Origin of the sequence: Lysinibacillus sp. 2017, from assembly GCF_003073375.1 — a bacterium.
GTDB lineage: Bacteria > Bacillota > Bacilli > Bacillales_A > Planococcaceae > Solibacillus.
This window is the reverse complement of the sequence record NZ_CP029002.1, coordinates 2,630,552-2,654,327: the sequence shown is the minus strand read 5'-3', so window position 1 is coordinate 2,654,327 and position 23,776 is coordinate 2,630,552. Positions and strand designations below refer to the sequence as shown.

Sequence of the window (23,776 nt, the reverse complement as noted above, 5' to 3'; positions counted from 1 at the left end):
ATTTATTTATAACGCTAAAGTTATCAAAATTACATTTGAGAACACAATTAGCCAAAGTCCCGTTTACCTTAATTAATTAGTTAATATCAAATAGTAGGATTTTACATCTTGTAATAAACTACTTAGATCAAATGATGCTTTGAAGGCAATATATAGTGCAATACCTGCTAACATAGTTATAACAATAGCGCTATCTTTAAGCATTTTTCTATTTTTCTTATAAAGGATAAGCGTTGTTATAATAATTATTAATAAGTATGATACCGATGTAATTAGTTTTACCGATACCAATTTACTATCATTTACAGCATTCATGTAATTTACTAAATCATCTTGATTGGCAGTACTCTCTTCGATAATAGATATATCTCCTTTGTAGCCAACCTTCCAAGAAAAATTATTTTGTTCTTTTAATACGGTGTACTCATAACCAAAAGATTGTTCATCACTAATAATCCCTGAATATTCCTGTGTGTCTTCCTCAGCTTGGGTGCAAGCAGATAAAATTAAGGTGAAGCTAAATAACATTAGCAGAATATATTTTTTCAATTTAATTCCTCCCGTCTTTCGATAAATTCATTTTAACCTCATTCAACAAAAGGGTGCTTATCTACAGTATATCAAGAAGTAGTATTTAATTGATTTAAATAGTTAAATAGCCTTCTCCAATTAGGACGGATGCCATTACGAAAGAATTCAAGTGCTAAAAAGTTGTACCAGTCAAAACCAATATGGTGGCTGACAAACAACAAGCTTGCCCATACCAACCATTTAAGCTCACTCATTGAACGAAAAAAACATCCATCAAAAAAGGTACTACGAGCGATTCCCGTAGTACCTTTTGTTTTAATTGATTGAAATCCCATAAAATCTCGTCCATTCCATCTTATTTTAATAATTTTGTCAATCGTATTTTCACCTTACACTTACCACAAAGGTGTTTCTTCTGCATATTTTGCATTCGTTTCCACTCCATCGGCGTTAAGGCATCGCCGAACTTTTCCGATTTAATTAACTTTCCACAAGCGTCACAAAATACTAAACGAATTTGAGGTAATGGCATTTTGTTCTCTCCTTTTAGTTACGTAATAGTAACTGTTTATCATCCAATAATATCCATATAGTGGTATAATGTTGTGAGATGAATGAATACTATTAATTGTTTGCACAGTTTGATAATACATATTCGATTGGTCATTATACGTCCAATTAAAAAGCTAGTATTACTATATCGAGGTGATCCAATGAATGAAGAGAGACAAGATCAAATTAGTCGGATTCTTTCGATGTATGATCGTTTGAAAAATGGGCAAAGTCTTGTGAAAAAAGAAGAGGCCGATCGCTATCAAAAGAGTGAAAAGTCTATTCAACGAGATATTGCAAGCATTCGAGAGTTTTTAGAAACTGAAAAACAAAATGAATTTTTGGAATACGATTATTCCAAAAAAGCCTATGTATTCGAAACGGAACAACCTTCTTGGTTAAGCAATGAAGAAATTTTTGCCATTTTGAAGGTGTTAATTGAATCGCGTGCATTTCCAAAGCATGAAATGGATTTCATCATTAAAAAGCTAACACAGCTTGCACAAAAGGAAGAACAAGCAACAATCAAGAAAATGATGCAAAATGAAAAGCATTTGTATGTCGAACTGAATCACAAAAGAGATTTGTTCCCTATGCTTTGGCAGCTTTCACTAGCAATCCAAGCGAAAAAGGTCATTTCCATGCATTATATACGTGAATTTGATCAGCAGGCAAATGAGCGAATGGTTAAGCCAGTAGGTATTATTTTCTCGGAATATTATTTTTACTTAATTGCCTATTCGGTGAAGACAGATTTTGATTTTCCAACGATTTACCGAATTGATCGGATTCAACAGTTTCAGCCAACATCGATTTCGTTTCCAGTGCCATACCAAGAGCGTTTTCAAGAAGGAGAATTCCGCAAGCGTGTGCAGTTTATGTACACGGGCGAATTATTAACCATCAAATTCCGTTTTACAGGCGCTTCGCCACAAGCGGTTCTTGATCGACTACCGACTGCGAAAGTCATAAAAAAGAGCGACGATGGCCTGATTTACGAAGCTGAAGTATTTGGTAAGGGTATTAAGATGTGGCTCCTTAGTCAGGGAGAGCATGTGGAAGTGCTAGAGCCGGTTGCTTTTCGAGAGGAAATTCAATCGAGTATAGAAAAAATGCTTGGGTTGTATATCCATACAAAGCAGTTGAAGTAATAAATGTATAGGAGTGAGTAGAGATGGGACTTAAAGATATTTTAGGGAAACTTGCAAAAAGAGCAATTGAAGAAGCACCAAACTTAATGGCAAAGGCCGCTGCTGAGGCATCTAAAAGACAAGTGGAGTTTGAAAAGCGTTCACCTTCGAATTCATCTAGCTTTCGACAGAAGCAAGGTGAAAAAACGTATGGCGGATTTACACTAGACCAGTGGGACAAGCGCTGGATGCGACTTGGCAAGCTGGAGGATTTAACGGTTGAAAATTTAAAACCATATAACAAATCAATTGGATTATATAAGGCTACGGAAAATGGAACAGTTAAATATATTGGTCGTGCGATTGAATATAACAACGGCGGATTTCGAAAGCGCTTACGAGATTATGTGCGACCAAGTGATAGCGGCCGAACGCATCAGTCTGGTCAAAGTATGAAAGCCAATGCAGTGAACTTAGTGATTTCCATATTAATTGTTGGCAATTCAGCGGCCCAAGTGGAAACAGTGAAAGAATTAGAAAAAGCAATGATTCAGCGATACGGAAGTGTTTCTGAAATATGGAATGTACAGAGAAACTAAATTTTTTAAAAATGATGAGGTGAAAAAGTGACAACGAAATTAACAAACCCAAATACAAAGATTTGTGCGATGTGTCGCCATTGGAATGGTCCAGTGGGCGGACTCCAAGTAAAACCTCGTGTCAATTCACCAAACTTTTTCAACTTTGATCCAAACGAAAAGCAAACATGCTACAAGCATCACTTTGTCCGCGCGGCTTGGACTTCTTGTACGGGTTGGGAGAAGAGGTACTAAAAAGGAATTAATTATAAAATAAATTATTTATGAATTTCAAGAAGAAATGAATAATTAAAAAGCATCAAATAGCTATGATTTATTTAATCGCGCTATCTGATGCTTTTTATATTGAGATCAAGAATGGAAACAAAATTAAATTAATTGTCTCTTCGTAATTTAAAATACAATAGTTATAACTCTTTACTTCGTTAACGCTAACTTAAATTATACAAATATAACTCCTTAAAAAGCATTCCCTTGCTCTAATCACTAATAATTGCCCAAATACCCACAATATAAAATGAATAATATGTATTCCCTACAACAATCTCATAAAAATGATCAAACCTTTAGCCCTTTACTTTTCTGGAATAATAATTTAAACTATTTAAAGTTAAGTACTCTAATTTGAGTACTTTTGAAAAAGCTACTCAAGAAGGGAACTATTATATTGAAATTTAAAGAGTTTTTAAAATTACAGGGTGTGACGGCGTCGATCTTTATGGGCGTATTTTATGCTGTAGCGATGCTATGCATTTTCTTATTAGGGTACACAGCATTACCAGGAAACATGGACGATCTGAAAATTGCGATTATTAATGATGACGCGGGAGAATCAGGTACACAAATCGCGGGTCAGTTAACAGAAAGCTTACCATTTAAAACGATTGATACGGATATAACAAATAAAGAAGCATTAGAAGAATTAGGGGATAATAAGTACGCATTAGTTATTCATATTCCTGAAAACTTTACAGCTAACGCACAAAAGGGTGAATCAGCTCAAATTGACTTTACAGTAAACGAAGCTTCAGCAACAATGGTTTCTTCTTCAATGAAAGTAATTGTAACAGAAATTAACAATCAATTAAGTGCAAGCTTCTCAACACAAACAGCTAAAGGTATATTAATGAACTTTAACTTACCTGAAGAACAAGCGAATGCAATGGCAGAACAAATTGACCAAGCTTATGTAGGGAACTACGTAATCATGAACGATGTGCCAGATGGAATGCACAATAACATGTTACCTATGTTCTTAACAATGGCTTGTTACGTAGGTGCAATGATCGCAGCAATGCAAATCGTACAAGCATTCAGATTCAGCCGCGGCAAAGCATCAAAAAAACGTTTATTTGCTTACGCTCAAGGTTCAGCACTATTAGTTGCTGTTGTTTCAACAATCTTTGCACTATTAGTAGCATTTATAATCGCCGATATCGATACAAGTATTTTATTCAAAGTAGCAGGACAACAAATTTTACTTTATATGTCAGCCTTTAACGTGTGTGCTATTTTCACATTCTTAATAGGTGAGGCTGGTATGATCTTAAATATTCCAGTATTATTAACACAAACAATTTCAAACGGTGCAACAATGCCTCGTGATATGATGTACGGTTACTTCGACGTTATGAGTCAAATCACACCAATGTATTACTCCGTGCAATCGTATTTCGCAGTGATGTTCGGTTCAACCGAGCAGGCACCATTCCTATGGGGCTTAGCGGCAGTTGGAGTTGGCGCGATGATTATTAACATGATAATTGTAGCGTTTGTTCATAAAAAAGAACCGTCTGCTAAAGAAGTTTTAGCAAAATAACAATGACATAAAAGCTTCAATCAGTTTTCTGATTGGAGCTTTCACTTTTAGGGGGGTGTACGATGTCAATTCAAATTTATATTTTAAGTAAGCTGATGGAAGAAAATAACTATCCATATAAGTTGAAAAAGGAATTATCCGAGCCTATTCCGTTTGATAAATTGGGTAATTTAACAGAGAGCAAGTTATATTATCATTTTGAGTCACTGTCAAAGCAGGGATTGGTCGAGCCTCGTGAGGTCATCAAAGAGGAGCATCGTCCGGATAAGCAGGTATTTGCTATTACCGACAAGGGACGTGAGCAATTACCTGTGAAGATTTACGAGCTGTTTAAAAAGGCAGATAAGGTAGCAGAAATGACGGTCGGATTAATGTTTTTACGCTATGTAGAAAAGGAACGTGTAGTTCAAATTCTTGAGCAAAAGTTAGAAAAAATGCGTTCGAAGGAATCGTATTTAAACGGGATTTTCAAGCAAATTCCAGCTGAGGTAGCTGTGATGGAAATGGTAGAATTCTCTCACGATTATTTTTCAGACATGATGTCTAAGGAAATTTTTTGGCTTGATCACCTAATCGAAAAATTGAAGCGTAACGGGAATCATAGTCAGTTATAGACAAAAAATTGGTATGAGTACGTTTTTCGTGTTGATTGCGTTTTATATCCAAACAGTAGAGATGAAATCAACAGCTTTCACAATAAATTATTTAATAAATACACTTCTGTTGTAGTTACACAAACTTACAACTGAGGTGTTTTTTCTAGTAAACTTTCTTTATTTAGCCTATAAATTTCTATGTGATATCTTGATAGCATAGAATTGTATAAATTTTCCGTGTAGTATAAGATGAATTTATTCTAAAGATAGTGAATTCATAGCTAGGGAAAAACAATCTTACAGACGAAGGCAAAGGTGAAAATATGCTAAGAATCTTAAGTTATTTGACGAGCAAAGAAAGGCTACTTGTAGCTGTCAGTTTAGCTTTTATCGTGATCCAAGTATGGCTCGATTTAAAGTTACCCGACTACATGGCCGAGATTACGATGCTTATTCAAATAGATGGCACAACGGTTTCGAATTTATGGCAACCGGGTGTGATGATGCTTTTATGTGCAGTCGGCAGTATGATTGCGGCCATTATCGTTGGTTATTTTGCGGCGAAAATTGCGGCGGGTTTAGCGAAGCGAATTCGTGGCATGGTATTTGAAAAAACGATTTCCTTCTCAATGGCGGAAATGAATCATTTTTCGACGCCGAGTTTGATTACCCGTTCAACAAATGATATTACGCAAGTTCAAATGATTGTTGCAATGGGTTTGCAAGTTATTATTAAAGCACCGATTTTAGCGGTTTGGGCTATTATTAAAATTTATAATAAAAATTTTGAGTGGACTGCTGCGACAGGTGTGGCGCTTATTTTCCTAGTAATATTAATTCTTGTCGTCATATTTTTTGCCATTCCAAAATTTAGAATCATTCAAACATTAACGGATAATTTAAATCGAATTACCCGTGAAAATTTAACCGGGATACGCGTTATTCGAGCTTATAATGCAGAACATTATCAGCTTGGAAAATTTGAAAAGGCCAATACAGAAGTGACGATGACTAATTTATTCGTCAATCGATTAATGGCGTTAATTGGTCCTTCGATGATGCTCCTTTTATCAGGCTTAAGCGTGGCGATTTATTGGATTGGAGCGTATTTAATCCAAAATGCCGATCAAACAGATAAACTCACTTTATTTTCAAATATGGTCGTCTTTTCTTCTTATGCCATGCAAGTCATTATGGCATTTATGATGGTTAGTATGATTTTTATCATGCTACCGCGTGCGCAAGTGTCAGCGAAGCGTATTTTAGAAGTATTAACTACTCGTCCAACCATACATGACGGCTCACTTTCAATAGACAGTGGTATTGAAAAAGTTCAATTCAACAATGTTTCATTTCATTATCCAAACGGTGAAGGCAATGTGCTGTCAGATTTGAAATTTACGGCGGAAAAAGGTGAAACGATTGCCATTATTGGTTCGACAGGTAGTGGGAAAACAACTGCCATTCAGCTTATCCCGCGTTTCTTTGATGCAACGGAAGGTGAAGTGCTTATCAATGGTGAAAATATCAAAAATTATAAGCAGGAAGCATTACGAGATGAAATTGGTTATGTTTCACAATCAGCCTTTTTATTTAGAGGAACGGTAAAGTCGAACGTTACGTATGGCTCGGAACCTGAGGAACAAGAATGGTTAAAACAAGTGATTGCGATTGCACAGGGAACAGAATTCGTTGAAAAAATGGATGATTCTTATGAGGCTGCAATTGCGCAAGGTGGTAAAAACGTCTCTGGCGGACAAAAACAGCGATTATCAATTGCGCGGGCGATTTACAAAAAGCCTTCGATCTATTTATTTGATGATTCGTTCTCAGCGCTGGACTATACAACGGACCGTAAATTGCGTTCAGCACTTAAAGAAACGATGGATGATGCCATTACGTTTATTGTGGCACAGCGTATCGGTACGATTAAGGATGCCAATCGCATTTTAGTGTTTGAGCAAGGGCAAATTGTAGGCAACGGTACACATGGCGAATTAATGAAGAACTGTGAAACGTATCAAGAAATTGCTTATTCACAGCTTTCAAAGGAGGAGCTAGCGAATGACTAATGAACATACTGAATTAGACGAGCAGCAAAAAAGTGCTAAGCCTGCATTCGGCCCTCCTCGAATGGGTGCACAAGGAAAAGCTAATGATTTTAAGAAAACGATGAAAAAGCTCGCTGTTTATTGCAAAGGTTTTATGCCATTTGTAGGAATTGCATTAGTATTAGCACTGATTGGCACAGCCTTTACGGTATATGGACCTAGTTTGTTAAGTGATTTAACGGATATGATTCAAAAGGGCTTGTTTACAGGAATTGATTTAGAGTCTGTTAAAAAAATAGGGATTTTACTTTGTGTATTCTATGGGTTGAGCTTTATATTTAGCTATGTACAAGGATTTATTATGGCGACCGTTACGCAGCGTATTACGAAAAAAATGCGTACGGATTTATCAACCAAGATGAATCGTTTGCCGTTAAACTATTACGATCAAACGAGTATCGGAAATGTGCTAAGTCGCGTGACGAATGACGTGGACACGATTGGACAAACGTTAAATAACAGTATTGGTCAATTGGTTACGTCAGTTGTTACCTTTATCGGCGTATTAGGCATGATGTTTTATACGAACTGGATCATGGCACTGACGGGTATTTTGGCTACACTTATTGGCTTTGGCTTAATGAGCGTAATTATGGGGACATCGCAAAAATATTTTGTCGCGCAACAGCAACAGCTAGGGGAGCTTAATGGTCATATTGAAGAAATGTATACAGGTCACCAAATTGTGCAGGCATATAATGGTGAGCGTGATGCGAAGCAGAAATTTGATGGCGTCAATAATGTACTTTATCACAATGCGTGGAAAGCACAGTTTTTATCGGGTTTAATGATGCCAATTATGCAGTTTATCGGCAACTTTGGTTATGTGGCAATTTGTGTGGTCGGAGCGATTTTAGTAACGAAGGGCTCAATCTCAATTGGTGTTATCGTTGCCTTTATGGTGTATGTTCGCCTATTTACACAGCCTTTAGCGCAACTAGCTCAAGCAGCGACAAGCTTGCAATCGACAGCCGCAGCTAGTGAACGAGTTTTTGAGTTTTTAGAAGAAAAAGAGTTGGACAATGAATCAAATAAACAGCTTGAATTGCCAGTGATTAAAGGCAATGTATCATTTGATCATGTGGCATTTGGTTATGACGAAAAGCCGATTATCCAAGATTTCTCATTAGCAGTGATGGCAGGGCAAAAAATCGCAATTGTTGGCCCAACTGGCGCCGGGAAAACAACACTTGTAAATTTATTAATGCGTTTTTATGAAGTGAATAGTGGAACGATTAAAATTGATGACATCCCCATTCACGACATGACGCGTGAGCAGGTGCATGAGCAATTTTGTATGGTACTTCAAGATACCTGGTTATTTGAAGGCACAGTTCGTGACAATATTGCGTATGCAAAACAAAATGCTACACAGGCAGAGATTGATACCGCAGCTCAGGCCGTAGGTATTCATCATATGATTCAAGCGATGCCAAACGGCTACGATACGATTTTAGATGAAAAAATCACATTATCTATCGGGCAAAAGCAGTTGATTACAATCGCACGTGCTATTGTAGCGAATGCACCACTATTAATCTTAGATGAGGCAACTAGTTCCGTAGATACGCGTACAGAAATGCTTATACAACAGGCAATGGATACGTTGATGAAGGGCAAAACGTCATTCGTCATTGCACATCGACTGTCAACAATCAAAAATGCCGATGTGATTTTAGTTATGAAAGAAGGCTCCGTATTAGAAACTGGTACTCATAATGAACTCCTTGCACAAAAAGGGTTTTACGCAGATTTATATAATAGTCAGTTTGAAACGGCATAAGGAATTATTGGTAATGAATAAGTAAAATCATGAGTGGAATTGTTATGATATGCAGGGAAAAGGGATACAAAGTGAGGAACTATAAGTGAATGAAAGCGATGTATTTACGTCGTATGTTTTGGAACTAAAAAATAACCGTTCAAAAGGGAGTCCCTAATTTGAACGGTTATTTTAATTACTTAACTATGTTTTGACACAGTAACTCCAATTATGAAGTCGTTACAGATGCTGGATTAAATAATGTTTCTTTAATATGATTTGCTGCAATGTAACCAAATACCGTAGCTGGCCCCAATGTTGAGCCAGGACCTGGATACGTACGGCCCATTACGGATGCTGAACAATTGCCTGTTGCGTACAATCCTTTGATAGGCTCACCTTTTTGCAACACTTCACTATACTCATTTGCCACAAATCCACCTTTTGTACCCAAATCGCCTGGATATACTTTCGCTGCGTAAAACGGTGGTTTCGAAATTTCACCTAAGTTTGGATTTGGGTAAGAAGGGTCACCGTAATACTGGTCATAAGCGGTATTACCGCGGCCGAAATCTTCGTCTTGTCCATTTTCAACGAACGTATTAAAGCGATCAATTGTTTGTCTAAATGTATCTTTATTTAGTCCACACTTTTCTGCGAGTTCTTCTAGTGAATCTGCCTTGACCATAAAGCCACTTTCGTAGGCAGATTTTGGTGTCATATTCGGTAACATGCCCGCAAATAAATAGCGTTTACGGAAGCGACCGTCTAATATGACCCACGAAGGGTTCGCATTGCCATTTTTTTCTTGTTGATCCAACATCGCATGACCTGCATCTACATAAGATTCAGATTCATTGAAATAGCGTTCGCCATTTCCGTCGACAATAATTGTATGTGGTAATGAGCGGTCAAATACCATAAAATTTGGGTTGCCTTTTGGATCCATTAAGGTAGGGCCCCACCATGCATCATCTAATAGCTCCGTGTCTAAATTATATTTTTCGGCAAGTGCCAATAAATCACCCGTATTCGAAGGGCTTCCAGAAGACCAGTCGCCATCTAAATTATGATATTTTTTGCGTAGCTCTGGATTATGATCAAAGCCACCACTTGCCATGATGGCGGCTTTACAAGCAATACTATGCGATTGTCCATTTTGCTCAACTTCCACGCCAACAATTGCATCATTTTCTAAAACAATGTCTTTTAACGGTGTATTGACACGGAATTCTACACCAACAACAAGCGCGATTTGCATTAGTCGACCGATTAACGCTTGCCCAATCGATACCCCATTTGCACCACGGACTTTTAATTTCACGCCATTCATAACCATACCAAATACGGATGAGAAATCTTTGAAGCTAGTAAATGCACGAGGTATAGGAGCAACATTACCAGAATAGATAGGAAACGGCATACTAAGACTTGGCTTCCGTAATAATTTTTCGTATTCACCAAGTTCCTTCGTATTGAAAATTTCACATTCAATCGAGCGGCCAATCTTGCCACCTGGCTTATCTGGATAATAGTCAGGGTAGTTAATGGCATCGCGCCACTTGATTCCTAGATCCTCTAAATAGTGAACCATTTTCGGTCCATTACGCACAAAAGCTTGCTTTCGTTCAAGAGTAGATGAAGCTCCATCATGTTCAATGACTGTTTCCATATAAAGCAACGCATCATCCTCACTATCTTGTAATCCAGCTTTTTTGGACACATGATTATTCGGAATCCATAGGCCACCACCTGAAAGCGCAGAAGACCCACCTAATACATCAGACTTTTCAATGACTAATGTTTTTAAACCATGAGCTTGTGCAGTGATTGCCGCAACAAGTCCTCCCGCTCCACCACCAATAACAACGACATCATACGTTTCGTTCCATTCCATAACATAAACCCCCTTTGACTGTTTTTTATTTCTAATTTAGAGATTTACTCATGCTGCGAATCTATGAGGAAATTGCGAACTATTATTATTGATATTCCCTTAATATGGGAAAATAAACCGAAAGTATATTCGCGTTTATTTAGAGCATATGCTGTTTTATATTAAAATATTTTTAAGGACCATTTAATTACTGTAATTTAGATAGAAAAGGCTATTATATAACTAAATGTTATATGTTGATAAAAAAATGGTAGTTCAAGTTATATTGATTTGCGGTTATAATAATAAGTTTCCCTGGTTTCCCAAAAAAGCTACAAACTCTACTAAACGAGTTTGTAGCTTTTTATTTTGGCCTAAATAGCATTTCTTATTTTTCACTCTAAATAATCATGCTTTCGTGCTTCATCAGCATATTGTTGTGAAATTTGACCGTTTAAGCTGTCCTCTTTCGAAACATGTAATATTTCTAACGCAGAATACATGTCCTCATCTTTGTCATTGTATAAATCATTATAATGATCGAAATCGCCTTCAAAATCTGCAGGCGTATCAGAATTTCCGTATTGGGCAACGATTTGAAATGAATCCTCATTATCTTGAAGTTCGTCATCGTCATCATCTCTACCAGAAAAAGAATTATCAACAGGTGGATGTATGACTTCTTCTTTAATAGGGCGGTCAGTTGGGATGGCTTTTGCTTCGGTATGATCAATACAAAACGCAGTGTATGGAATGGCACGTAAACGATCATAAGGAATGTCTTCATGACATTTTGCACAAACTCCGTACGTATCGTTTTCAATTCTTTCGAGTGCTGCGTTAACCTGTCCTAACAAATCGTCACTATGCACCTTTAATGCCATATCTTTTTCACGGTCGTATAATTCGGTTGCTAAATCAGCAGGATGATTGTCGATCGTTGATAATTCATCTGTTGCATCACGCAAGCTGGCCTTAGCTGTCAGCTCATTTTCACCTTCATTGGTTTCTCCAATTAACTCTCTTTTTTGTTCGATAAGCATCTTTTTTAATTTTAATTGCTGTTTTTCAGTTAGCATAAACATCGCTTCCTTTCACTCGTAGTATGAGCGAAAAGAGGTGAATTATTTAACTACGATTTTAAAAATATTTTAGTTATTATTTTCTTTTTCAAATAATTGTAAAGCTCGATATAACATGGTAGCAAATTGTGCTCTTGTAATAGGTTGATTTGGATAGAAATGGCCATTATCACCGAGTACGATATTATTTGTTGCTAAGGTCCTTACATATGGAAAATACCATGCATTTTTAGATACGTCATCAAAAGATTCTAATCCTTTAATTTTGAAATCAAATAAAAGGACAATAATTTTTGCTGCTTGCGCTCTTGTTAATGGAGATTTCGGATTAAATATGCCATCGTTCCCATCAATAATACCTGCTAATTGAGCCAATCGAATTTCATCATAATATAAATAATCTGAAGGAATATCGGTAAATTCCGAAACATCTCTTTTTATAGTTAGTAAGCCTAATCTCGAAATCATTAATATTATATGTTCCCGGGAAATCAATTCATTTGGTCTAAATTCATTATTAGGATATCCTAAAATAATACCTTTAGAAATAAGGGATTTAATAGCTTCATACGCCCAATAGTCAGTTTTAATATCACTTAAATTAATTAATTCCTCTACAATTTCTGCAATAGGTTCAGTCGGTATTACTGGTGCTTCTTTAATTGGAGGTGGTGAAGCTACCTCAGGAATTGTCTCAGTATTCGGTACAGACGGTGAAGCTGGTACTTCATCAAATGTTGGTGGTAAAATCACATCCGGAATCGATGGTGTTGGATTTGGTGTAATTGCATTGTTCGGCGGTGTACTGTCATTTACTGTAATGGTTAATGCTACGTCGTTGCCCGCGCTAAATTTGAATACAAAACTATGCGTACCTGGATTTAACGTTTCCAAATATTCCTTCTTTAGCGTGACAATATCACCTAGACCATTGATTTGATATTTATTAGCCGCAAGCATATTGCCGTTAATTTCAATTTGTTGCAATGTGTTACCAAATAAATTAAGCTGAACGGCAATATCTTGATAGCCAGTAGCTGAAGAATATTTATCAAAGTTCACTGTGTTAGTTGTAATCGTGTTAGCTGCGACCCTCGTCACCGTAATCGTATACGTTTTTGTATTGCTGTTGTTTGTAGTAATTCCAATCGTTACAGTGTTATCACCAATGTTTAGTGGAATTGCTTGAGATTGCCCACCCGTCACTACAACACCATTCACAGTCACTGTTGCCTGAGCATCCCTTAGCGTAGGTGTTATATCTATGTTTGCCACTTCATTGTCAACACTCACCGTATAGCTCGTAATTGTAGTGTTGAATGCTGGAGACAATGTACCACTACTCAGCGTCAGCCCACTTAAATCTGAGCTTGAGCTATCTCCAAATTTTATAACACGGTCAGCTGAAAAAGGAATCATCCAAACATTTTCTCCATCATAAACACCACCAAAGAACGCACTGTTGCCCTTTGTAAAGCCATTTGGCCAATTATTGAAGCCCGTCATTTCCCCAGTTGTGGCATTGAGTTTTATTAACATGCTAGCTGATGATGGCACTAACCAAATATTTGTCCCATCATAAACACCTCCAGCAAAGCTCTGACTTCCCATTGTAAATCCGCTCGGCCACCCATTATATCCAGTCATATCACCTGTTGTTGTATCGAATTTAATTACATGAGTAGCATTATTCGGTATTAGCCATATATTTGTTCCATCGAAAACGCCCCCAAAAAATGCATTTGCACTTTTGGTGAACTCGCTTGGCCAATTGTTAAACCCAATCATATCACCAGTATCTGGATTAACCTTGATTAGTCGATCTGTCCCATTCGGGATCAACCAAATACTGCTGCCATCAAAAATAGAACCGTAGAATGGATAACTACCAAGGATTGTCCCACTTGGCCAACTATTATAACTCGTCATTGCTCCAGTTACTGAATCAATTTTAATTAAACGACTGCCAGAATAGGGCGTAAGCCAAATGTTTGTTCCGTCAAATGCGCCTCCAATAAATTGATCGCTACCTTTTGTTCCACCAGGCCAATCGCTAAATCCTGTCATTACACCTGTAGTCGCGTTAACCTTGATGATTTGATTTGCACTATATGGAATTAGCCAAATGTTTGTCCCATCGTATACACCTCCAGCAAATGCATTGCTACCCTTAGTGAAGCCGACTGGCCAATCGCTAAATCCTGTCATTTCTCCAGTTGCTGGATTAATCTTGATTAATTGATCAGCATTGTATGGAATCATCCATATACTCGTACCATCGAAGATACCACCAGCAAAGGCAGACACCCCTTTTGAAAAACCACTTGGCCAATCCTGATAGCCTGAAAAAGCTGTCCCAACTACCTCGTTTCCTGCAATGGAGCCACTATACCCAATTCCGTCTTGACTCAGGATATTTGCAGCCGCTGTAACAGGTAAAATGCCCCCAATATTCGTGTCAAATTTCCCTGGAATACTAGCTACAGTAATGAGAATAATCATAACTATTACGGATATTCTTTTGGTAATTTTCATCATGTTTTTCTCCCTTTCTTATTGAAAATTTTTTTGGTGATACTAGACTGTAATCGACAATGGACTGCGTAATAAGCAAAATAAATTTCCTTTAGAGATATTTCACATTGAATGTTAATGTACTAATGTTAAAAATAGGTTAAAAACAATAAATTTTTAATAAAAATACTAATTGCTAAATATTTTTGATTCCAAAAATCGACACAAACTTTTTGGAAATGGAACCTTCTAGTTGCTCTTCAGCTATTTTATAGTGCTTTTTTATTAGTAAAAAAGAGGAGATTAGGGGTGATATTGGTGCGGGGAATAATAGAGAAGAGCCTGATGTTTGAACATCAGGCTCTTTACTTGTGCAAATTGTCACATTTGCTATTCGGATTTGTATTTGCACTTAATGTAGGTATTTTTGAAATATCATTTATAAATCTGATTCGCCATGCTCAAACTTCAAGACATAGCCATTACGTCCATTTTGCTTTACTTCATACAACGCTTTATCGGCTTCTATATATAAAACTTCAAGCTCACTAAACGATTCTAATTTCGCCGCATATCCACCAGCACTTACTGTTAAATAAGGATTTATCTCAGACGACTTATGTTCAATTTGTAAATTTGATACGGTAGTTAAAAGTTGCTGACATTGTTTTTCGGCTTGTGCATTGTCACACACCGAAATGCCAATAAATTCTTCACCGCCCCAACGTGCAATATACATATCATTACTTTTTGCAAAACTTGAAAGCTCGTTTGCTACAAGCGATAAGACGGTGTCACCCTTTGGATGCCCATACGTATCATTATATTGTTTGAAAAAATCAATGTCTAAAATAAACATCATGCATTGCAAGGAATTATGCTGTTGTAACATAGCTTGTACATGGGCCAAAAAGGCATAGCGATTTGGCAGCTTGGTTAGGGAATCATATAATGCCATTGATTTAAGTTGGGTATTGGCTAATTCTAATTCTTTATTAGATAGCTCCAGCTGTTGTGTGAGATTCTTAGATTTTTCACCTTCAAGTTCGAGTTGTTCCTGTTGCCACAACATTAAGCGTTGTGAACGACCAATAAAAATTTGAATAATCGTCCCAATTGAAAGAATGCTTATTAGAAAAATTATATACAAGTTACTATCAGAAGCCATTAGCTTTGAACTCGTTACACCAGAAATAACAATCCATGTAGAGAGTAATGAAAAGGGAAGTATGTAATGAAGTTTTGTTACAAAAAGCATGCTGCACAGCAAATAAAATAGAATGAACATTAAAATATGTCCATGATAATGTGTATCAAAATAAGTAATAATCCCACCGAAAACGACCATTATACCGATATAGGCTTCAACTAACCATGAATCTCGGCTATTATTTCTTCTTTCTGTCGTGAATTTTGAAAAATACCACAGAAAGGCAACGTTAACTATAACCAATGCTAAATAAATCCATAAATAGCCGATGAAATAGGGCTGCTGAAAATTATTAAAAAAGCGAATTGAAAAATTTAATATAGCCAGTAAAATGCTTATACATAGTATTATTTTTGCTGAACTAACAATGCGTTTTATATTGAATGCTAAAATTCGATTTTCAAATGTTTGCTGCAAGAGTAACTCTCCTTAAAGTAAAAACCATGATAAGAAAATATATTTTTATATGAATATATCTTAACATAACTTTACAATTCAGTGATGTAAATTAACTAGAAAATGCATTTGGTATAGTAATATTTAGTGATTACATTGTTTGCACAATCAAAAAAATCTACACGGTATACTTCCTTCATCAAAAACCAATACTACCTCGTATTAACCCAACCACCAGGAGGAATCCAACTTGCCAAACACAGAATCCGCACTTTCCATCTTCGCCCTAGGTGGCATCAATGAAATCGGGAAAAACATGTATGTTATCCAGTATGCAGACGAAATACTCATCATTGACTGCGGGGCAAAATTTGCTGATAAAAGCTTATTAGGGGTCGATTTAATCATCCCTGAGCTTACGTATTTAGAGGAAAATATAGATAAGATTAAAGGTTTAATTGTGACACATGGACACGAGGATCATATTGGGGGCATTCCTTACATGCTCAAAAAGTTGAATGTACCAATCTATGCTTCGCGATTTACATTGGGCTTAATTGAACTAAAGTTAAAGGAACATAAATTACTTCGTGAAACTGAATTATTTGAAATCAACGCTGATTCTTTTATCGAATTTGATCACATGGAAGTTACGTTTTTTAAAACAAGTCATAGTATTCCCGACTGTTTAGGGCTCGTTTTTCACACGCCTGAAGGAAAGGTCGTTCATACAGGGGACTTTAAATTCGACCTAACTCCAGCAAATGATCAAACATCGGATATTCATAAAATGGCGGAGCTTGGAACAGAGGGAGTCTTAGCATTAATTTCTGAAAGTACCAATGCTGAGCGCCCGGGGTTAACGCCATCCGAAAATGTTGTATCGAGTCAATTAGAAGAGGAATTTCTAAAAGCAACAGGAAAGATTTTCATCTCGACGTTTGCTTCTAATGTCAATCGAATCCAGCAAATTGTGGATGCAGCAGGCAAAACAAATCGAAAATTAGTGTTACTTGGTCGCAGTATGTTAAATGTGACTTCTGTTGCAATGCGGCTTGGCTATTTAAATATTCCAAGTTGGATGCTTGTTGAAGCACGTGATCTAAAGCAACTGCCACCAGAGCGTGTTGTTATTTTATGTACAGGTAGTCAAGGGGAGCCTTTAGCCGCGCTTTCTCGCCTATCATCTGGCAGAAACCGGGACGTCAAAGTTGTGCAGGGGGATACCGTGATTTTCGCGGCCTCAGCAATCCCAGGAAATGAAAAGGACGTCTCAAAAATAGTCGATAATCTATTCCAGCTCGGTGCAAATGTTGTATATGGAAATTCTAGAATTACGGGGTTGCACGTATCAGGGCATGGTTATCAAGAAGATTTAAAATTGATGTTGACATTAATGAAGCCAAAATATTTTATTCCAATTCACGGCGAATATCGCATGCTTTATATTCATAGGTTACTGGCTGAGGCAGTGGGCGTACCAAATGACCATACGTTTATCCTGAAAAATGGGGAGGTCGTCGATATTGTTCACTCAGTTGCGCGGCAAACCCGAGAGGTACCTGCAGGAGATACGTATGTTGACGGCATTGGTATTGGTGAGGTAGAGGAGATTGTTTTACGCGATCGTAAGCAGCTTTCCGAGGATGGAATGCTCGTCATTGTTGTAACAATTAGTAAATATGATGGTTCCATTATTGTGGATCCTGATACAATTTCAAGAGGCTTTGTCTATGCAAGAGAGTCGGAGGAATTACTAACAGACATAAATGAGCTTGCGAAAACAGCGGTTACAAATTTTAATGAAGCCAATCCTTATGGGATGAAGCGAGCCATCAAAAAAGTAGTGGATCAATATATATTCGCACTAACAATGAAAAAACCAATGATTTTACCGATTATTATTGAAATTTAGCTTAATAATTTACTCAAAGAAAACTGTTCTGAAAGAAGTATGCTCGACTTTCAGGACAGTTTTCTATTGCACCGATTAAAGCATTTTGAGTAACGCTTCTTCTCCAGTCATTCCTTCGAAAATTCCGTGTACTTTCGCTTCATGCGTCACAGATTCAAGTGGTGCCTTAAGTAAGTCATCAATTGTTCGCACACCAACCGCCCGACCAGCAAGGATTTTCCTATCTGCCAATTCACGATTCAAAAGACCGACATCCAACGCACCGCACATAATATAGCCACGTTCATTCGATATTGTCAGCAATGTCGTTTTTGGTAAGTGAACGGTCACCGCCGTAAATAAATAGCCTTGAAGTTCAATTGTTTCCGTTGAGACTACAAAAATCGCCCCCTTCATCTCTATACATATGGAAGAAGGGAGCGAGGTGTTCAATTAAATTTTTATTAACGAAGAAATCAACTGCCTATATATGCTGGATTGAAGTTTCAATTTATGAAAACGCGACGTCTAAAATCATCATCACTGTAAATCCGAGCATTAAACAAATTGTGGCTAAATCATTATTGCCATTTTCTTGAGAACCAGGAATTACTTCTTCTACGACAACGAAAATCATCGCGCCAGCAGCAAAGGCTAGTGCAAATGGCAAGATTGGTGTCATAAACGATACCGCTAACAAACCAATCATGGCTGCGATGGGCTCGACCATTCCAGAAAATTGACCATAGAAAAAGCTTTTTCTACGGGACATACCTTCTCTACGTAAGGGCATGGCTACAGCCGTTCCTTCAGGTAAATTTTGAATACCAATACCAATAGCTAAGGATACTGCTGCAGCTAATGTTGCAGTAGAAGAACCCGCGGCAATGGCACCAAAAGCAACACCAACCGCAAGTCCTTCAGGTATGTTGTGTAACGTAATCGCAAAAACAAGTAATGTACTTCGTTTTTTACTCTTAGGATGGATTCCCTCTGCATGTTCAATCGTAGAAGTTGGATGCAAATGGGGGATAATTTTATCCGCCGCAAAAAGGAATCCACCGCCTAATAAGAACCCAACGGCAGCTGGAATCCAAGCTGGATAAGAAGCGCCTTCTGACATCGAAATTGCTGGTGAAAGTAATGACCAAAAACTTGCGGCAATCATAATCCCACCTGCAGCACCTAACATGCCGTCCATGAGCTTTTGATTCACTGTTTTCGTTGTAAAGACGAGTGCTGCACCAACTGCCGTCATTCCCCATGTAAAAAGAGTGGCTAATAATACTTGCATAACCGGACTAAGCGTTGAAAAAAATTCAACCATATTGATTTTCCCCCATTCATTTTAAACAAACAGTATATTGATTTCCCTTATTATATGCTTAAAGTTTCCTTTACGCAACATTTTGTCGTGTTTGCATAAAGTAATTCATATATTAGGAAAACTATGTAGAAATCTATTTCTATATAAAATTTCATACCACATCCTCCTAAATCATATACTATTATGTTTCTATTTTTTGCATCACGACAAAATAGAATCACAAAGTAAGAGATTAAAAAGGAGGAAATGAATTTGAATACAAAAAGGCTTCATAAGTATTTTGCATTATTTATTACATTTTTAATGGTATTGTCAATGTTATCACCATTAAATGTATTAGCAAATGAGGATTCAGAAGCATTCAAGCAATCAAACTTTGATGAAAGCACGATGCTGACCAAAGCCGCAATTGCTGAACAGCTACAAGTTAGTACGGGACCTGCTACATTACACAGAGATTTGCAGGGCATATCAGGTAGCGAAGAAATTCCGGTTATTATTCATCTTTCGGAAAAGCCAGTAGCACTTGAACAAGGGATAATGGAATTAAATGGACGTTCATTTAGTAGTAATGATCGTGCAAAAAGAAAAGCAAGAGTTACCTCACAACAGGCAAAAGTCATAAAAGAAATGCATGTAGAAAATGTATCGTTTTCACAAGGTTATACATTTGATACGGTATTAAATGGTTTTGCTGCAACGGTAAAAGCGGATGATATTGAGAGGTTAATTGATATTGAGGGGATTACATTAGTCGAGCCCGATACGATAATGTATGCTTCTGAAGATGTAGCAAGTTCAGGAGAGACAAGCTTTACTCAAGCGGGACAAGTTAGTCCATTTATGAATACGAGTAATTCTTTCTTAGGTATAGAAAAGCTTTGGGCTGAAGGTATAGAAGGACAAGGCATTAAAGTAGCTGTTTTGGATACAGGTATTGATACCAACCATCCAGAGTTTGCGGGAATTTATAAAGGTGGAAAAAACTTTGTCCCACATACAGGATCTGATTATGCACGTCCGCGATCAGATGATGATGCATCTGAAACTTCACCATTAGATCGCCCAGCAAACCGAGCAGAATTCAACGCTAATGGCAGTGCATTTTATACGTCTCACGGCACACATGTAGCAGGAACAATTGCTGCAATTGGTGCCAATGATTTCGGCATAAAAGGGATTGCACCAAAAGTGGACCTATATATGTACCGCGTATTAGGGGCATATGGTAGTGGATCAAATTCGGGTATTATCAAAGCAATTGAAACTGCAGTAATTGAAGATATGGACGTTATCAACCTTTCATTAGGTGGAGGGGCCAATTCGGAAACAGACGGCGGTTCATTTGCGCTTAATAATGCGATGATGGCAGGAACGATTGCTGTTAGTGCAACGGGGAACTCTGGACCAAATCGCGGAACGATTGGAACACCAGCCACTTCACGCTTAGGAATTGCAGTAGGGAATACAACAAATCCCGAAACAATGCATAACGGAGAAGTGAATATTGCAATCGGTGACTATGAATTTAAGAAGCAGCTTGAGCTGATGGCTACAACGTTTGGTCAAGATGTTGCCACACAGCTAGATGGTGAGTTTGAAATTGTAGCGGTTCCAGGAGTAGGGAATTTGTCTGATTATAACGGAATTGATGTAGAAGGGAAAATCGCGCTGATTGCCCGTGGAACAATTGCATTTGTGGATAAAATTGCGAACGCGAAAGAAATGGGCGCAGTTGGTACGATTATTCATAATATTGCAGGTGGTACAAATGCGCCAAATGCGTCTGGCGTGTTTTTAGGGGATTCTTTTGAGTTTATTCCGTCATTTGATATGTCACAAACAGATGGCGCTGCGATTCGAGCTGCATTAGCAACAGAAGAAGGCGCTGTTATGTTCGACCGATTTGGCTCTGTAACAACAGTGGGTGATGAAGTAAATGATTCAAGCTCACGTGGACCTACGACACCAAACTTTGATATTAAACCAGATGTATCAGCACCTGGTACGAATATTATGTCCGCCGTGCCGATGTACAAAGCAGATTTCCCAGATGCAAGTTATGATGAAGCATATGGACGAAAAACAGGTACATCGATGGCAACACCACATATTGCTGGGATTGCGGCACTTGTTAAGCAAGCAAATCCAAGCTGGAGTGCGTTTGATGTAAAAGTGGCGCTTTCAAATACTGCAAAAGTATTAAATACAGCGCAATTTGATGTATTCGAACAAGGTGCAGGTCGTGTTGATGCCTATGCAGCTGCTCATCCGAGTGCACTTGCCTATGCAATTGATGAAGCTGTATTAGATAGCAGTGGCACTGTTGTCGAAAATTTAAAAGGGACGGTAACATTTGGTCCGCAGTCACTTAAAGAAGGTAATATTTCTATCACAAAACAAATTTTAGTGAAGGATATGAAGGGGATTGGCGGGAGATATAATGTCTCTGTCGATGTTACGAAAGGATTTGCAGATGCGACAGTAACGGTCGATAAACCAACATTTACGTTAAATGGTGAGGAATTATTAACGGTTACATTAACTGCATCGCAAAACACAGCGACAACACTTGGTGATGAAATGTTTGGCTATATTTACATTACGGCAATGGAAGAGAACTTAACGGATGTATCGCTATCAGTTGATCGATCTGACTTGAATATGAAAATTGGAGAGAACATTCAATTGAATGTCTTAGAAACAACAACTCCGCTTCCAAGCCCATATACCCAAATATCTCTACCATTTGCAGCAGACTTCGGTGGTGTTGCACCAGTAGAAATCAAAAACATGGCTATTTCAAAAACGGATCTATCGTTTAATGGGGATGGTATCAATGATTCAGCTACATTAGCATTTACATTGACTGGTGATGTGACAACGAACTATATTGAACTTTGGGATATTATGAATCCAGAGGGCGGAATCTATGAAGATGGCTATATTGGCTATTTACATGCGAGTAATTCATTAGTAGCTGGTTCTTATACGCTCCCTATTACTGGTTTATATCAGCCTTGGAGTGGCGGTGCAAGAGTAATGATTCCTGATGGTCTCTATACGATTGACTTCACGGGATTAGCTGCTACGGGAGTAGTTAGTGATTACGCTGGACCAGTTGTCGTAAAAACAACAAAACCTGAAATTTCAGGTGCGATTACAGATGGTATCGCAAGTGGTCAAATAATGGATAAATATATCGACTATAATGTTGAGCTTGCACGTTATGGTTTAGATTATGATTTAAATGAAAAATTATCTGCATCTTATGTCATAACGGAAAATGATGTAGCAGCTGATGCTGTTCCATTTAATTTAAATCAAAATGGTTCTTTCTCATTTGATATGAGTACTTTGAATGAAGAATCACATAATATTGTCACGGTATTTGTTCAAGATGCAGCGGGCAATAAAGGATCACAAGTAATATTTGAAAGTGAGATTGTTTCACCAGAGCAACCAAAAGCACCAGAAACACCAGAAACACCAGAAACACCAGAAGCACCAGAAGAACCTGAGACTCCAGAAGCAACAGAAGAATCAGGTGAACCAGACACAGAAGAATTAGCTGTAGCAAAAAAATCAGTTATGCGTGTAGCTTCAACAAAATCGATTCAATCTGCAGCATTAGAACAAGAACTAATCACACCACAAAATACTCCAGAATTAACTCCAGAAGTTGAAACAGAAGACATTAATTCGATTGAAATCGAATCTCTCCCTAATTTAACACTTATCGCACCAATCATTACTGAGCAACCTTATAGTGGTGGCACGATTGAAATGAATCAAAATAGTGATGGCCCAGCACGTTATACTGTACTCGAATCGCCTACAGTAGTGGACGTGACACAAAAAGCGACGTATACGGTTGCCGACAAAAATATTATTACTGTAACAAATAAAGGCTTAGTGACAGCCAAAAAAGCAGGTACGACAACCATTACTGTGAACTACCGTGGAAATGAAGTAAAGGTTCGCGTCACAGTAACAAAACAAGTCAAACCGAGCAAGCCAAGTAAACCAGAAAAACCAGGTAAACCAGAGAATCCAGGTAAACCAGACAAACCAGACAAACCAGATCCAGGTAAACCAGATCCAGGTAAACCAGACAAACCAGATCCAGGTAAACCAGACAAACCAGATCCAGGTAAACCAGACAAACCAGATCCAGGTAAACCAGACAAACCAGATCCAGGTAAACCAGACAAACCAGATCCAGGTAAACCAGACAAACCAGATCCAGGTAAACCAGACAAACCAGATCCAGGTAAACCAGACAAACCAGATCCAGGTAAACCAGGCAATTCAGGTAACCCGAGCAATCCTGGTAAGCCAGGTAAACCGTGACCTAATTAGTAACTATCAATGCTA

General features: G+C 37.7%; 18 protein-coding genes. 9 read left to right on the top strand and 9 right to left on the bottom strand.

Annotated features, from left to right (window positions below):
* Positions 1–72: 72 nt before the first annotated feature.
* From DCE79_RS12925 to DCE79_RS18545, 3 genes are all read right to left on the bottom strand, one after another.
* Positions 73–549, bottom strand: coding sequence for a hypothetical protein (locus DCE79_RS12925; RefSeq protein WP_108713450.1), 477 nt, complete (start codon positions 547–549; stop codon positions 73–75).
* A gap of 71 nt (positions 550–620) precedes the next feature.
* Positions 621–866 carry a hypothetical protein gene (locus tag DCE79_RS12920; protein WP_108713449.1) on the bottom strand — a complete coding sequence of 82 codons (246 nt, stop codon included), beginning with the start codon at positions 864–866 and terminating at the stop codon, positions 621–623.
* 20 nt (positions 867–886) lie between these two features.
* Positions 887–1,063 (bottom strand): hypothetical protein, encoded by a 177-nt coding sequence (locus DCE79_RS18545; protein ID WP_159083105.1) that lies wholly within the window; start codon positions 1,061–1,063, stop codon positions 887–889.
* 181 nt (positions 1,064–1,244) lie between these two features.
* Between DCE79_RS18545 and DCE79_RS12915 the strand changes: the two genes are divergently transcribed.
* The 7 genes from DCE79_RS12915 to DCE79_RS12885 all read left to right on the top strand — a co-directional run bounded on the left by DCE79_RS12915 (position 1,245) and on the right by DCE79_RS12885 (position 9,121).
* Entirely contained in the window at positions 1,245–2,234 is a 990-nt protein-coding gene (locus DCE79_RS12915; protein ID WP_108713448.1) for a helix-turn-helix transcriptional regulator, read from the top strand.
* Between the two features lie 23 nt (positions 2,235–2,257).
* A complete protein-coding gene (locus DCE79_RS12910) occupies positions 2,258–2,812 on the top strand; it encodes a GIY-YIG nuclease family protein (RefSeq protein ID WP_108713447.1) in 555 nt (184 codons plus the stop codon).
* Positions 2,813–2,839: 27 nt separating this feature from the next.
* A complete protein-coding gene (locus DCE79_RS12905; protein WP_108713446.1) occupies positions 2,840–3,046 on the top strand; it encodes a hypothetical protein in 207 nt (68 codons plus the stop codon).
* A 433-nt stretch (positions 3,047–3,479) separates the two neighbouring features.
* Positions 3,480–4,631: a YhgE/Pip domain-containing protein gene (locus DCE79_RS12900; protein ID WP_108713445.1), complete on the top strand. Its 1,152-nt coding sequence runs from the start codon at positions 3,480–3,482 to the stop codon at positions 4,629–4,631.
* A 62-nt stretch (positions 4,632–4,693) separates the two neighbouring features.
* Positions 4,694–5,245 (top strand): PadR family transcriptional regulator, encoded by a 552-nt coding sequence (locus DCE79_RS12895; protein ID WP_108713444.1) that lies wholly within the window; start codon positions 4,694–4,696, stop codon positions 5,243–5,245.
* A 305-nt stretch (positions 5,246–5,550) separates the two neighbouring features.
* Positions 5,551–7,299 (top strand): ABC transporter ATP-binding protein, encoded by a 1,749-nt coding sequence (locus tag DCE79_RS12890; protein WP_108713443.1) that lies wholly within the window; start codon positions 5,551–5,553, stop codon positions 7,297–7,299.
* Positions 7,292–9,121, top strand: a complete 1,830-nt coding sequence (locus tag DCE79_RS12885; RefSeq protein WP_108713442.1) for an ABC transporter ATP-binding protein — start codon at positions 7,292–7,294, stop codon at positions 9,119–9,121. Before DCE79_RS12890 ends, DCE79_RS12885 begins: the two co-directional genes overlap by 8 nt.
* 208 nt (positions 9,122–9,329) lie before the next feature.
* Here the strand turns inward: DCE79_RS12885 and DCE79_RS12880 are convergent, their stop codons facing one another.
* From DCE79_RS12880 to DCE79_RS12865, 4 genes are all read right to left on the bottom strand, one after another.
* Positions 9,330–10,997 (bottom strand): FAD-dependent oxidoreductase, encoded by a 1,668-nt coding sequence (locus tag DCE79_RS12880; protein WP_108713441.1) that lies wholly within the window; start codon positions 10,995–10,997, stop codon positions 9,330–9,332.
* Between the two features lie 374 nt (positions 10,998–11,371).
* Positions 11,372–12,055 (bottom strand): TraR/DksA C4-type zinc finger protein, encoded by a 684-nt coding sequence (locus DCE79_RS12875; protein ID WP_108713440.1) that lies wholly within the window; start codon positions 12,053–12,055, stop codon positions 11,372–11,374.
* Positions 12,056–12,127: 72 nt separating this feature from the next.
* On the bottom strand, positions 12,128–14,560 hold the full coding sequence (locus DCE79_RS12870; protein WP_159083104.1) for an S-layer homology domain-containing protein: 2,433 nt from the start codon (positions 14,558–14,560) through the stop codon (positions 12,128–12,130).
* A gap of 451 nt (positions 14,561–15,011) precedes the next feature.
* A complete protein-coding gene (locus tag DCE79_RS12865) occupies positions 15,012–16,199 on the bottom strand; it encodes a GGDEF domain-containing protein (protein WP_108713438.1) in 1,188 nt (395 codons plus the stop codon).
* A 229-nt stretch (positions 16,200–16,428) separates the two neighbouring features.
* Here DCE79_RS12865 and DCE79_RS12860 point away from each other — a divergent pair, with 229 nt between their 5' ends.
* Positions 16,429–18,093, top strand: a complete 1,665-nt coding sequence (locus tag DCE79_RS12860; RefSeq protein ID WP_108713437.1) for a ribonuclease J — start codon at positions 16,429–16,431, stop codon at positions 18,091–18,093.
* A 75-nt stretch (positions 18,094–18,168) separates the two neighbouring features.
* On the opposite strand, the gene DCE79_RS12855 is transcribed toward DCE79_RS12860, so the two are convergent.
* Positions 18,169–18,489: a YunC family protein gene (locus tag DCE79_RS12855; protein WP_108713436.1), complete on the bottom strand. Its 321-nt coding sequence runs from the start codon at positions 18,487–18,489 to the stop codon at positions 18,169–18,171.
* Positions 18,490–18,583: 94 nt separating this feature from the next.
* Positions 18,584–19,399 carry a ZIP family metal transporter gene (locus DCE79_RS12850; protein WP_108713435.1) on the bottom strand — a complete coding sequence of 272 codons (816 nt, stop codon included), beginning with the start codon at positions 19,397–19,399 and terminating at the stop codon, positions 18,584–18,586.
* 252 nt (positions 19,400–19,651) lie between these two features.
* Between DCE79_RS12850 and DCE79_RS12845 the strand changes: the two genes are divergently transcribed.
* Complete coding sequence (locus DCE79_RS12845; RefSeq protein ID WP_369916776.1) at positions 19,652–23,752, top strand: S8 family serine peptidase; 4,101 nt, start codon at positions 19,652–19,654, stop codon at positions 23,750–23,752.
* Positions 23,753–23,776: the final 24 nt, after the last annotated feature.